13 protein-coding genes are annotated in these 12,394 nt (G+C 70.5%); 5 read left to right on the forward strand and 8 right to left on the reverse strand.

The window, feature by feature from the left end:
* Nucleotides 1–2: 2 nt before the first annotated feature.
* From A5730_RS11310 to A5730_RS11320, 3 genes are all read right to left on the reverse strand, one after another.
* Complete coding sequence (locus A5730_RS11310) at nt 3–491, reverse strand: MarR family winged helix-turn-helix transcriptional regulator (protein WP_067899793.1); 489 nt, start codon at nt 489–491, stop codon at nt 3–5.
* Nucleotides 492–618: 127 nt separating this feature from the next.
* Nucleotides 619–2,619, reverse strand: coding sequence for a primosomal protein N' (locus tag A5730_RS11315; protein WP_231994672.1), 2,001 nt, complete (start codon nt 2,617–2,619; stop codon nt 619–621).
* Between the two features lie 61 nt (nt 2,620–2,680).
* Nucleotides 2,681–3,415, reverse strand: coding sequence for a lysoplasmalogenase (locus A5730_RS11320; RefSeq protein ID WP_067899797.1), 735 nt, complete (start codon nt 3,413–3,415; stop codon nt 2,681–2,683).
* Here A5730_RS11320 and A5730_RS11325 point away from each other — a divergent pair.
* From A5730_RS11325 to A5730_RS11340, 4 genes are all read left to right on the forward strand, one after another.
* Nucleotides 3,414–4,376 carry an alpha/beta hydrolase gene (locus A5730_RS11325; protein WP_067899801.1) on the forward strand — a complete coding sequence of 321 codons (963 nt, stop codon included), beginning with the start codon at nt 3,414–3,416 and terminating at the stop codon, nt 4,374–4,376. The genes A5730_RS11320 and A5730_RS11325 overlap by 2 nt on opposite strands.
* 22 nt (nt 4,377–4,398) lie before the next feature.
* A complete protein-coding gene (locus A5730_RS11330) occupies nt 4,399–5,364 on the forward strand; it encodes an alpha/beta hydrolase (RefSeq protein WP_067899804.1) in 966 nt (321 codons plus the stop codon).
* A 10-nt stretch (nt 5,365–5,374) separates the two neighbouring features.
* Nucleotides 5,375–6,859 carry an NAD(P)/FAD-dependent oxidoreductase gene (locus A5730_RS11335; RefSeq protein ID WP_067899807.1) on the forward strand — a complete coding sequence of 495 codons (1,485 nt, stop codon included), beginning with the start codon at nt 5,375–5,377 and terminating at the stop codon, nt 6,857–6,859.
* 73 nt (nt 6,860–6,932) lie between these two features.
* Nucleotides 6,933–7,505: a pyridoxamine 5'-phosphate oxidase family protein gene (locus tag A5730_RS11340; protein ID WP_067899810.1), complete on the forward strand. Its 573-nt coding sequence runs from the start codon at nt 6,933–6,935 to the stop codon at nt 7,503–7,505.
* On the opposite strand, the gene metK is transcribed toward A5730_RS11340, so the two are convergent.
* The 5 genes from metK to mihF all read right to left on the reverse strand — a co-directional run bounded on the left by metK (nt 7,489) and on the right by mihF (nt 11,477).
* Nucleotides 7,489–8,700, reverse strand: coding sequence for a methionine adenosyltransferase (gene metK, locus A5730_RS11345; RefSeq protein ID WP_067899813.1), 1,212 nt, complete (start codon nt 8,698–8,700; stop codon nt 7,489–7,491). The two genes, A5730_RS11340 and metK, sit on opposite strands and share 17 nt — an antisense overlap.
* Nucleotides 8,701–8,797: 97 nt before the next feature.
* The gene (gene coaBC, locus A5730_RS11350; protein WP_067899816.1) at nt 8,798–10,045 is read right to left on the reverse strand and encodes a bifunctional phosphopantothenoylcysteine decarboxylase/phosphopantothenate--cysteine ligase CoaBC; all 1,248 of its coding nucleotides are present in this window, start codon (nt 10,043–10,045) and stop codon (nt 8,798–8,800) included.
* Nucleotides 10,046–10,066: 21 nt separating this feature from the next.
* Nucleotides 10,067–10,393, reverse strand: a complete 327-nt coding sequence (rpoZ, locus tag A5730_RS11355) for a DNA-directed RNA polymerase subunit omega (protein WP_055403752.1) — start codon at nt 10,391–10,393, stop codon at nt 10,067–10,069.
* 54 nt (nt 10,394–10,447) lie between these two features.
* Nucleotides 10,448–11,113, reverse strand: a complete 666-nt coding sequence (gene gmk, locus A5730_RS11360; RefSeq protein WP_082946800.1) for a guanylate kinase — start codon at nt 11,111–11,113, stop codon at nt 10,448–10,450.
* A gap of 49 nt (nt 11,114–11,162) precedes the next feature.
* The gene (mihF, locus tag A5730_RS11365; protein WP_007171927.1) at nt 11,163–11,477 is read right to left on the reverse strand and encodes an integration host factor, actinobacterial type; all 315 of its coding nucleotides are present in this window, start codon (nt 11,475–11,477) and stop codon (nt 11,163–11,165) included.
* A 467-nt stretch (nt 11,478–11,944) separates the two neighbouring features.
* On the opposite strand from mihF, the gene A5730_RS11370 reads away from it, so the two are divergent.
* Nucleotides 11,945–12,367 carry a molybdopterin-binding protein gene (locus A5730_RS11370; protein WP_055403728.1) on the forward strand — a complete coding sequence of 141 codons (423 nt, stop codon included), beginning with the start codon at nt 11,945–11,947 and terminating at the stop codon, nt 12,365–12,367.
* Nucleotides 12,368–12,394: the final 27 nt, after the last annotated feature.

Here is a 12,394-nt window from a genome sequence, read left to right on the forward strand (position 1 = left end):
CCCTACAAATCGATGTCGGCGTCCATGTGCACGTCGGGCTCTCCGCCGGCGGCGGTGAACGAGGTCAGGGCCCGCACCAGGCCGTGGCGCTCCGCCGGCGGCATCTTCTCGACGATGGTCGCGATCTCGTTGCGGCGGTACGAGGTGACCTGACGCACGACCTCCCGCCCCCGCTTCGTCAGCGCGGCGAGCAGCTCGCGCCGCGACGTGGGGTGCGGGAGGCGGTCGATCAGTCCGGCCGCGACGAGCCGGTCGACCATCCGCCCGGTGGCCGACGGTTGCACTCCGAGCAGACCGGCCAGCGTCGCCAGGTTGACCGGGCCGCGATTGGACAGGATCACCAGCGTGCGGAATTGCGAGATCGTGATGGTCTCGTCGACCTGGCCGATCGAGCGCGCCGAGATGGCAACCAGCAAGCGGGAAGCCGTCAGCAAAGCGTCGGTGATTGCATCGAGCGACTCGTCCGCCGTGGTCGCGTTCTCCGCTGCCATCTCGCCCCTCTCCGGATCGTCTCCGGTCTCTCGGTGGCTAAAGAAGTGGAAGTGTAACAACCTTCCAATATCGTAGTCAGGCACTATTTCCGACGCATACTATCCCCTTTGGCAAAATTTGGGGAGGTCATCCGATGTGCAACGGGTCGATCTGCACCCGCACCGGCTCGTGGGCCTGGCGCGCGGACAGCACGCTCACGCCGCGGCGCAGCGACGCGGCCAGCGCCAGGCCCTGCTCCCGGCGGGCCCGGACCAGCATCCGCGTCACCGGCACCCCGGGTGGGGTGCCTGCCGGGCGGCGCACGCCCGCCGGCAAATCGACCGGCCCCAGCACGTCGGCCCCGTCCGGCAACCCGGCCTCGTCCAGCAGCGCCGCCACCGCTTCCGCGGCACCGTCGAGGGCCGCGATGTGCACGCTCGGCGGCAGGCCCACTTCGGTCCGGGCCGCCAGGTCGGACTCGGCGTGCCCCACCGGATCCCAGCGGATCAGCGATTGCACTGTGGGAATTGAAGATTCGGCCACCACCAGCACCACGCCGCCGTCCCCGCGGGCACGCACCAGCGCCGCGGCGCTCATCCAGCGCCACAGCGCGTCCTCGGCGGCGCGCAGGTCCTGGCGGCCCAGCAACGCCCAGGTATCCAACAGCAACGCCGCCCCGTAGCCGCCGGACGCGGCGGGCTCGGCGCCCGGGGTGGCCACCACCAGGGCCGGGCCGGCGGCGACCTCGGGAACGACGCCGTCCCCCGACGAGGTGATCACGGCGGTTCCGGGAAATGCGCGCCCGAGCTCTTCGGCCGTGCGGCGCGCCCCGACGACCACCGCGCGGACGGCGTCCGACCCGCAGCGCGCGCAGCGCCGCGTCGGGTCGATGCGCCCGCACCACCGGCAGACCAGCGCCTGGCCGCCCTCCTGCAACGACAGGGGGCCGGTGCAGTGCCGGCACCGCGCGATGGTGCGGCAGCGCGCGCAGGCCAGCGACGGGACGTAGCCGCGCCGTGGCACCTGCACCAGCACCGGCGACCCCGCCTCCAGCGACGATCGGGCGGCGCGCAGGGCGATGGACGGAATGCGCGCGGTGCGCGCGGCCGGGTCGCGTTCGTCGGCGTAGCCGGTGTCGTCGAGGGCGACCACCCGCGGTGTGCGCGCCCGCACCACGGCCCGGGGCGCGACGATGTCGTGCGCCCAGCCGCTGCGCACCAGCGCCTGCGCCTCGGCGGTGCGCGCGTAGCCCCCGATCAGCGCCGCGCACCGCGCCTGATGCGCGCGCAGCATCGCCACCTCCCGGGCGTGCGGGTAGGGGGCGCGCGGCTCGGCCAGGGTGTCGTCGGCGTCGGCCCACACCATGACCAGGCCAAGGTCGCTCAGCGGCGCGAAAACCGCACTGCGCGTGCCGATTACCAGCCGCGCGTGGCCGCGCAGCGCGGCGAGCCACCGCCGGTAGCGGGCGGCCGGGCCCAGCCCGGCCGAAAGCGCCACCACGGCGGCCTGTTCGACGCGCGCGGTCGCGGCGCCCCTCAGCGTGTCCAGATCGCGCTGGTCGGGCACGATCGCCAGCACCGACCGGCCGGCGCGGATGGTCTGGGCGGCGGCCTCGGCGAAGCGGTCCGCCCAGGACTCCCCCGGCAACGCCTGCCAGACCGCCCGCGCGGCGCGGGATTCGGCCAGCGCGTCCAGGAACTGCCCGCCGCGGCCGTACGCCTCCCACGCCGACGGGTCGACGGGCGCGGGCACCTCCGGTCGCGGGGCCTCCGCGGCTTCCCGCTCCACTCGGGCGTGCCGGGCGGGCACCGCCAGACGGAGCACGTCCGGTCGGGTTCCGGCGTAGCGGGCCGCCACCGCATCGACCAACCGGCGGATCTCGGGGGTCAGCACCGGTTCGGCCGACACGACGCGGTCCAGCCAACCCAGCTTGCCGGGGTGGTCGGTGTCGTTGCGGCGCTCCAGCACGAACGCGTCGACCAGCCGGCCGTGAAACCGCACCCGCACCCGCACCCCCGGCTGAGCGTCGTCGGACTGCTCCGCCGACACCAGGTAGTCGAACTCGCGGTCCAGGTGCGGCACCGACAGCATCGGCAGCACCCGGGCGATGGGTTCGACCTCAACGGGCGTGCGCGGCCCGCCGCTCACGGCGCCCTCCACAATCGAAATAAGTTGTCGCCCAACGCCTTTACCGTCCGGCCCGGAACGGTCAGCCCTCGGCCGGCGCCGGGTCGCCGGCGTCGGCCGGCGCCTCACGGCCGAAGAAGAAGCCCGCCGTCATGAGGATCAGCGCCGCGGCGTACGACCACCAAATCGGCACCGCCAGTGCCTCGTTGCCCAGGATGAAGCGGCCGATGGCGATCAGCGAATCGGACGCCGCGAAACACACCGCCCCCACCGCCGTCCAGATCGTCGGCAGCTGCGCCAACAGGGCGGCGCACACCATCGCGGTCAGCACCAGGATGTACGCCGTCACCGGGAGGGCCAGTTTGCCCAGGTGCGGCCAGAACCACGCCAGCAGCGCGATGGTGGCCAGGCACATGGCGACCACGGCGGCGATGCGCAGCCTCGACGGGCGCCTGGCCACCAGCGGCAGCAGCGCGCCCAGGAAACACAAGTGGGCCAACAGGAATGCGGCCAGGCCCACGACGAAGGACTGGGTCCACCACGGAATCGCCAGCGCCCAGTCGCCGACGGCCGACAGCAGCAGCGCCGGCATCAGCCACCGCCGCTCGCGGACAACGGCGTGGCCCACCGCGGCGGCCGTCAGCAACAACGCCATCGAGGCCTTGAACAGCGGCTGCAGCACCCAATGCCCGGTCAACTCGGTTCCCGGCGGCGAGCCCAGCGCCAACACCGTCAGGTAGACGCCGTAGGCCAGCGCCGCCCAGCCGGCCACCACCCAGCCGCCGAGCACCAGACGAGATGCGTACGGTACCTCCATGCCAAGCTTGGACAACACAGCCGACGAAAAGCCCGCGATCGACCCCATCCTGCAGAAGGTACTGGATGCGGTTCCCTTCCGGCTATCCACCGACGACGGCGTTGACGCGGCGCGGCAGCGCTTCCGCGACCTGCCCCGCCGGCCGCTGCACCCCGAGCTGCGCGTCGAGGACCGGGCCATCCCCGGCCCGGCGGGGCCGGTCGGCGTCCGGATCTATTGGCCGCCAATCGAATCCGAGAGCACCGTGGCGCCCATCGTGCTGTATTTCCACGGCGGTGGCTTCGTCGTGGGCGACCTCGACAGCTACGACGGCACGGCTCGCCAGCACGCGGTCGGCGCCGACGCCATCGTGGTGAGTGTCGACTACCGGCTGGCCCCCGAGCACCCCTACCCCGCCGCGGTCGAAGACGCTTGGGCCGCAACGCTTTGGGCCGCCGAGCACGCCGCCGAGCTGGGCGGTGACCCGAACCGGCTGGCCGTCGCCGGGGATTCGGCCGGTGGAACCATCAGCGCCGTGATGGCGCAGCGGGCGCGCGATCACGGCGCACCGTCGGTCCTGTTCCAGCTGTTGTGGTATCCCTCCACGATGTGGGACTCCTCGCTGCCGTCCTTCACCGAAAACGCCGGCGCGCCGATCCTCGACGTCAGGGCCGTCGCGGAGTTCTCGCGTTGGTACGCGGGCGAAGTCGACCTGTCGGCCCCGCCGCCGGGCATGGCGCCGGGGCGGGCGGCCGACCTGTCCGGGCTCGCGCCCGCCTACATCGCCGTCGCCGGTTACGACCCGCTGCGCGACGACGGCATCCGCTACGGCGAACTGCTCGGCGCCGCAGGCGTGCCCGTCGAGGTGCACAACGCCGAGACCCTGGTGCACGGCTACCTCGGCTACGGCGGCGTGGTGCCCGCGGCCACCGCGGCGATGGAGCGCGGCCTGACCGCCCTGCGAACCGGCCTGCGCGGGTGAATGCCGGGCGTACGGTGAAGCCATGACGGAGCCCACCTTCGCCCGCGCGGGCATCGACCCGACGTTCAAGGCGTTGCTCGACGCCTTCCCGCTGACGTTCCGAGCGTCCGACGGCGTGGAGGTCGCGCGCCGCCGGATGCGCATGCTCCAGGTGCCGCCCGAAATGCTGCCCGACCTGCGGATCGAGGACCGCACGATCGACTACGGCGAGCACTCCGACATTCCCGTGCGCATCTACTGGCCGCCCCTGGAACCGGCGGATTCGCTGCCGGTCGTCGTCTACTACCACGGCGGCGGGTTCTGCCTCGGCGGCCTGGACACCCACGACCCCGTCGCCCGCTCGCACGCCGTCGGCGCCGAGGCCATCGTGGTGTCGGTCGACTACCGGCTGGCACCCGAACATCCGTTCCCCGCCGGGGTCGACGACGCCTGGGCGGCGTTGCGCTGGGTCGCCGAGAACGCGGCCGAGCTGGGCGGTGACCCCGACCGGATCGCGGTGGCCGGCGACTCGGCCGGCGGGAACCTGGCCGCGGTGATGGCCCACCTGGCCAACGAGAACGCCGGGCCCGCGCTGAGCTTCCAGCTGCTGTGGTACCCCGTCGTCACCGCCGACCTGTCGCTGCCGTCGTTCACCGAGAACGCCAACGCGCCCATCCTGGACCGCGACGTGATCGACGCCTTCCTGTCCTGGTACCTGCCGCACATCGACATCAGCGACCCCACGACGCTGCCCGTCACCCTCGCCCCGGCGAATGCGACGCAGATGTCCGGCTTGCCGCCCGCGTTCATCGGGACCGCCGAACACGATCCGTTGCGCGACGACGGGGCCCGCTACGCCGAGCTGCTCAACGCGGCCGGCGTGCCGGCCGAATTGAGCAACGAGCCCACCCTCGTCCACGGCTACGCCAGCTTCGCGCTGGTGATCCCCGCGGCCGGTGACGCCACCGACCGCGGGCTGGCCGCACTGAAGAAGGCGCTACACCCCTAGGCGGGCACCGATGAACAGCACTCCCGATTACCACACCCTGATCGTGGGCGCCGGTTTCTCCGGGATCGGCGCCGCCATCAAGCTCGACCGCGCCGGACTGCCCGACTACCTCGTCGTCGAGGCCGGTGACGGGGTGGGCGGGACGTGGCACTGGAACACGTATCCCGGTATCGCCGTTGACATCCCGTCGTTCTCCTACCAGTTCTCCTTCGAGCAGAGCCCGGACTGGTCGCGCACGTACGCCCGGGGCCGTGAGCTCAAGGCGTACGCCGAGCACTGCGTCGACAAATACGGCATCGGGTCGCGAATCCGGTTGAACACCAAGGTGCAATCGGCCGAGTTCGACGACGAGCAGTGCCTGTGGCGGGTGCAGACCGACCCGGGGGGCACGGTCACCGCCCGGTTCCTGATCAGCGCGTGCGGCGTGCTCACCGTGCCCAACCTGCCCGACATCGACGGGGTGGACACCTTCGGCGGGGTGACGATGCACACGGCCCGCTGGGATCACGACCAGGACCTGAGCGGCAAGCGCGTCGCGATCATCGGCACCGGCGCCTCGGCCGTCCAGGTCATTCCCGAGATCGCGCCGATTGTCTCCCAGCTCACCGTTTTTCAGCGCACCCCGATCTGGTGCTTCCCCAAGCTGGACGTCGCGTTGCCCGCCCCGGCCCGCTGGGCGATGCGGATTCCCGGCGGCAAGATTCTGCAACGGCTGCTCAGCCAGGCCTTCGTCGAAGTCACCTTCCCGATCTCCGCGCACTACTTCACCGTCCTGCCGCTGGCCAAGAGGATGGAATCGGCCGGGCTGGCCTACCTACGCAAACAGGTTCACGACCCGGCGGTGCGCGACCAGCTCACGCCGCGCTACGCGGTCGGCTGCAAACGCCCCGGTTTTCACAACGAGTACCTGGCCACGTTCAACCGGGACAACGTGCGACTGGTGACCGAGCCGATCGACAAGGTCACCCCCGGCGCGGTGGCCACCACCGACGGCGAACACCACGAGATAGACGTGCTGATCCTGGCCACCGGGTTCAAAGTGATGGATCCCGACGACGTCCCGACATTCGCGGTCACCGGCAGCGGAGGCAAGTCGCTGAGCCGGTTCTGGGACGAACACCGGTTGCAGGCCTACGAGGGCGTGAGCGTCCCCGATTTCCCCAACCTGTTCACCGTGTTCGGGCCGTACGGCTACGTGGGCTCGTCGTATTTCGCGCTGATCGAGACGCAGACCCACCACATCGTGCGATGCCTGAAACGGGCGCGGCGCGAAGGCGCGACGCGGGTCGAGGTCACCGAGGAGGCCAACGACCGGTATTTCGCCGAGATGCTGCGCCGACGGCACCGGCAGATCTTCTGGCAGGACAGTTGCCGGCTGGCCAACAGCTACTACTTCGACAAGAACGGCGACGTGCCGCTGCGCCCCACCACTACCGTCGAGGCCTACTGGCGCAGTCGGCGCTTCGACCTCGACGACTACGAATTCACCGGCTGAGCGCGCTCGCCGGCCCTGGCCGCGGTGAAAAACCCGGTGCTGGCTGTCGGTGCCCGACGCTAGGCTTTCACGCGTGGCCAAGGAGTTTGCGCGTCTCGACGAGTCGCTGGAGCAGTTCATCAGCGACCAGGCGATGTTCTTCGTCGCCACCGCGCCCTCCGAGGGAGGCCGAATCAACCTGTCCCCCAAGGGATACCGGGACACCTTCGCGGTGCTCGACGACCACACCGTGGCCTATCTGGACCTGTTCGGCAGTGGCGTGGAAACCATTGCCCACTTGCGGGACAACGGCCGGATCACGATCATGTTCTGCTCGTTCAGCCGCAACTCGCGCATCCTGCGGCTGTTCGGCACCGGACGGGTGGTCCGACCCGACGACGCCGATTTCGGCGATCTCGTAGCGCATTTCGGGAAGCCGCATGCCGGCGTCCGCGCCGTCATCGTCGTCGACCTCGAGCGCATCGCCGACGCCTGTGGTTTCGCGGTGCCGTACTACGAGCTGGTCGACGAACGGCCGGTGCTCGACGACTACCACAACAAGGCGCCCGCCGAGGCGTACGTCCGCCTCACCCAGCGCAACCGGCGAAGCATCGACGGATTGCCGGCGCTGGACGCCGACCACCCGCCGCCTAGATCGCGCGCTTGAGCTCGTCGACCATGTTGAGCTGCTCCCACGGCAGCTCGATGTCGGTGCGGCCGAAGTGCCCGTAGGCGGCGGTCTGCGCGTAGATCGGGCGCAGCAGGTCCAGGTCGCGGATGATCGCGCCGGGGCGCAGGTCGAACACCTCGGGCACGATCTTCTCGATCTTGACCGGGTCGACGGTCGCGGTGCCGAACGTCTCGATGAACAGGCCGACCGGGGCGGCCTTGCCGATCGCGTAGGCCACCTGCACCTCGACCCGCTCCGCCAGCCCGGCGGCGACGATGTTCTTGGCCACCCAGCGCATCGCGTACGCCGCGGACCGGTCCACCTTGGACGGATCCTTGCCGGAGAACGCGCCGCCGCCGTGGCGGGCCCAGCCGCCGTAGGTGTCGACGATGATCTTGCGGCCGGTCAGGCCCGCGTCGCCCATCGGGCCGCCGAGGACGAACTTGCCGGTGGGGTTGACCAGCACCCGGGTGCCCGACGCGTCGAGGGTGTCGTGCGCCAGCTCGTTCAGCACGGTTTGCAGGACGTGCTCGCGGATGTCGGGGTCGAGCTTCTTCTCCAGGTCGATGCCGTCGGCGTGCTGCGTCGAGACGACCACCGTGTCGAGGCGCACCGGGACGTCGTCCTCGTAGGCGATGGTGACCTGCGTCTTGCCGTCCGGGCGCAGATATTCCAGCGTGCCGTTCTTGCGCACCTCGGTCAGCTTGCGCGACAGCCGGTGGGCCAGCGCGATCGGCAGCGGCATCAGCTCGGGGGTGTCGTTGATCGCGTAGCCGAACATCAGGCCCTGGTCGCCGGCGCCCTGCGAGTCCAGCGGGTCCGCGGCGCCCTCGACGCGCGCCTCGTGGGCGGTGTCGACGCCCTGGGCGATGTCGGGCGACTGGGCGCCGATGCCGATGTTCACCCCGCACGACGCCCCGTCGAAGCCCTTGTCCGACGAGTCGTAGCCGATGTCGAGGATCCGCGCGCGGACGGTGTTGGTGATGTCGGCGAACGCCTCCTTGGCCGACGTGGTCACCTCACCGACGACGTGCACCTGGCCGGTGGTGACCAGCGTCTCGACCGCAACACGTGAGCGGGGGTCCTGCGCCAGCAGGGCGTCGAGGACCGAGTCGCTGATCGCGTCACAGATCTTGTCGGGATGTCCCTCAGTCACCGACTCACTGGTAAACAGGCGACCCTTTTCGCTCACAATCTCAATCCTTCCGAATAGTTAGTAAACCGAATTATATCGGCTGGCATCGGGCCGGCCGGCACCTGGCCTGGCGCCTCAGGCGAACCGAACCGTCTTATCCGCCGCCGTGCAGGAACGTGGCGATCGCATCCACGATACGACTGGCCATCAGCGTCTTGGAGCCGTGCTGCAGCGCGGACTCGGTGCCGTCGGACGCGAGCAGCCAGCCGTCGTTGCTGTCCACCTCGAACGCCCTGCCGTCGCCCACCGCGTTCACCACCAACAGATCGCAGCCCTTGCGGCGCAGCTTGGACCGCGCGTGGAAGAGCACGTCACCGTTGGCGTCGCCCGTTTCCGCGGCGAACCCGACGATGGCCCGCATGTTGGGCAGCTCGCCGCTGGCACGCGCCCGCACCGCGCCGGCGAGCACGTCGTCGTTGCGGACCAGCTCGATCGTGGGCGGGCTGTCCTGATCGTCCGGGCCCTTTTTGATCTTGGCGGCCGAAACCTGCGCGGGCCGGAAGTCGGCGACGGCCGCGGCCATCACCAGCACGTCCGCGGCGGGGGCGTGCTTGGCCACCGCGTCGCCGAGTTGCTCGGCCGAGCTGACGTGGACGACCTCGACCCCGGCCGGGTCGATCAGCCCCGCGGTGTGCCCGGCGATCAGCGTGACCTCGGCGCCGCGCTGCGCGGCGACCCGCGCCACCGCGTAGCCCTGCTTGCCGGAGCTGCGGTTGCCGATGAAGCGCACCGGGTCGATCGGTTCGCGGGTGCCGCCCGCGGTCACCAGCATCTTGCAGCCGGCGAGGTCGTAGGGCAGCGCGTCGTGGCGTTCCAGCAGCAGCTGGGCCAGCGTGGTGATCTCCTCGGCCTCGGGCAGCCGGCCGGAGCCGCTGTCGGCGCCGGTGAGCCGGCCGAACGCCGGTTCCAGCACCACCGCCCCGCGGCGCCGCAGGGTGGCCACGTTGTCGACGGTGGCCGGGTGCAACCACATCTCGGTGTGCATCGCCGGCGCGAACATCACCGGGCACCTGGCCGTGAGCAGGGTCGCGGTCAGCAGGTCGTCGGCGCGGCCGTGCACCGCGCGCGCGAGCAGGTCCGCGGTGGCCGGCGCCACCACGACCAGGTCGGCCTTCTGGCCCAGTTGGACATGCGGCACCTCGGGGACGTTCGCGAAAACGTCGGTGTGCACGGGCTGGCCGGAGAGCGCCTCGAACGTGGCGGCCCCGACGAAGCGCAGCGCCGACTCGGTGGGGATGACGCGAACCAGATGACCGGCCTCGGAGAGTTGACGAACGACCGTGCACGCCTTGTAAGCGGCGATGCCACCGGAGACGCCGACGACAATCCGTTTGCGGTCCACAGTTGGCCCGGCCCTGCCCTGTTACTCGCCCTCGGTGTGCTCGAGCAGGTCGGCGTGGATCTCCCGCAGCGCGATCGACAGCGGCTTCTCCTGAAGCCCCGGCTCGACAAGCGGCCCAACGTATTCGAGGATGCCCTCGCCGAGCTGGTTGTAGTAGTCGTTGATCTGGCGGGCGCGCTTGGCGGCGTAGATCACCAGGGCGTACTTGCTCGACACGCGGTCGAGCAGTTCGTCGATGGGCGGGTTGGTGATGCCCAGCGGGGTGTCGTAGGCGCCCTGCCCCCCGGCCGACGGGTCGAACCGATCGGGGACGGCGGCCAAGGCCGCGTCAGACTGCGGAATAGTCACGTAGGTCAATCTCCTGGCGGATTAAAGCGGCTGGTACCGCTGGCAATTCGATGCTCAATCTCGATTGGATCTGGTCCGGCTCCTGGTCTGGCCAGGCGGGTCGTGCCGACCCGGCGCAGTTCCCACCAGCAAGGATACCAATTCGGCGCACGCAGACTCCAATTGACTGTTGACGACGACCTCGTCGAAGTCGTCCTGGGCCGCCATTTCGATCCGGGCGGTCTCGAGCCGGCGCCGCATGGCCTCCGGCGTTTCGGTGCCGCGGCCGACGAGCCTGGCCTCGAGATCCTGCCAGCTGGGCGGGGCCAGGAACACGGTGACGGCCTCCGGCATCGCCTTCTTGACGGCCCTGGCGCCGGCCAGGTCCACCTCGATGAGCACGGGGATTCCGGCTGCCGTCGCGGTCCGCACCGGCTCGGCCAGGGTGCCCGAACGGTGCAGCCCGCCGTGGATGTCGGCCCACTCCAGCAGTGCGCCGTCGTCGATGAGTTGCTGGAAGCGGGCGGGGCTGACGAAGTGGTAGTCGACGCCGTCGACCTCGCCCGGCCGCGGCGCCCGCGTCGTGGCCGAGACGGAAAAATGCAGGTCAGGAACCCGCTCGCGCAGGCATCTGACCACCGTTGACTTGCCGACCGCGGAGGGACCGGACAGCACGACCACACGTCCCGGTGGTGCGGGACGCGTCCCGTGCTCGACGTCCGGTCCCCCGCCGGCGCTCACAGGCGCTCCTGGGCCGGTACGCCCACAGGGCGGGTTGGCCGAGGCCGGGCTAGGAGCCGAACTTTTCCAGCAGGGCCTTGCGCTGGCGGTCGCCGAGGCCCCGCAGGCGGCGGGTGGGGGCGATCTCCAGCTCGGTCATGATTTCCTGCGCTTTGACCTTGCCCACCTTGGGCAACGCCTCAAGCAGCGCGGAAACCTTCATCTTGCCCAGGACTTCGTCGGTCTCGGCGTCCTTGAGCACCTGCGTGAGGTTGGTGCCGCCGCGCTTCAGCCGGTCCTTGAGCTCTGCTCGTGCTCGACGTGCGGCAGCCGCCTTCTCCAACGCGGCCGCGCGCTGCTCGTCGGTCAACTGGGGAAGGGCCACGATTCCTCCGTATCTGATCAATCAATCTCAATCGATCGCTTTGTGTCTCTGCCTGCTACTTCAGCCAGCGGAGACGACCGTACTCAGGCCTCCTGACGAAATCTAACCCGGCCCCCTGGTTCCGGGGACAAACTCCCAGCATGAGCCCGGCGGGTGGCCCGAAAAACCGGTCGCCGTGGCCGCCCCCACGGCCGCCGCACCGCGGCCGGCTAGGACGGCCAACCGGCCTCTCAGGAGGGCGACTAAAGCGCTCTGACCAGCGGTTTTCATGGACTGCGCGGTGCCCGAGGGCAGGCGGGAGGCGCCGGCCGATGGCGGCCGCCGCGGCCCGAAACGCGTCATGCGGGCGATCTCGCATTTTTCGTCGCGTGTCGCGCGTGTCGCGCCCGCGTGGCCGCGCGGGCGCGATTCACGCGCCGATTGCTGGTACGAGCCCCGGCCGATACGCAGGGAGTTACCATCTAGCCGTGTCGAACCTGCGGATCCGTCAGGCCGCTGAGCTGCTCGGAGTCAGCGACGACACGGTCCGGCGATGGATCAACCAAGGCTCCCTGGCGGTCAGCCACGACGCGGCCGGCCGCAAAGTCATCGCCAGCGAGGATCTGGCCCGCTTTTCGCGCAGCAACGCCCCGGCCCCGCCCCCGGATCCGCTCAGCATCGGCAGCTCGGCCCGCAACCGGTTCGTCGGGCTGGTCACCCAGGTGACCAGCGACAAGGTGATGACCCAGGTGGAGATGCAGTGCGGCCCCTTCACCGTGGTGTCGCTGATGAGCACCGAGGCCGCCGAGGAGCTGCAGTTGCGCCCCGGCAGCGTCGCCGTGGCCGTCGTCAAGGCCACCACCGTGATCGTGGAAACCGCGCGCCCCAGCACGTCGCTAGCGTCGGACTGACGCGCACGTAGGGGCCGTTACGGGCGC

Source organism: Mycobacterium sp. ACS4054 (assembly GCF_001667275.1).
GTDB lineage: Bacteria > Actinomycetota > Actinomycetes > Mycobacteriales > Mycobacteriaceae > Mycobacterium.

What these genes read in the sequence shown, in the direction of transcription:
- A5730_RS11330 (WP_067899804.1), top strand. Translation starts at nt 4,399, where the DNA reads ATGACGGAGCCCACCTTCGCCCGCGCGGGCATCGACCCGACGTTCAAG.
- A5730_RS11310 (WP_067899793.1), bottom strand. Translation starts at nt 491, where the DNA reads ATGGCAGCGGAGAACGCGACCACGGCGGACGAGTCGCTCGATGCAATC.
- A5730_RS11325 (WP_067899801.1), top strand. Translation starts at nt 3,414, where the DNA reads ATGCCAAGCTTGGACAACACAGCCGACGAAAAGCCCGCGATCGACCCC.
- A5730_RS11320 (WP_067899797.1), bottom strand. Translation starts at nt 3,415, where the DNA reads ATGGAGGTACCGTACGCATCTCGTCTGGTGCTCGGCGGCTGGGTGGTG.
- A5730_RS11335 (WP_067899807.1), top strand. Translation starts at nt 5,375, where the DNA reads ATGAACAGCACTCCCGATTACCACACCCTGATCGTGGGCGCCGGTTTC.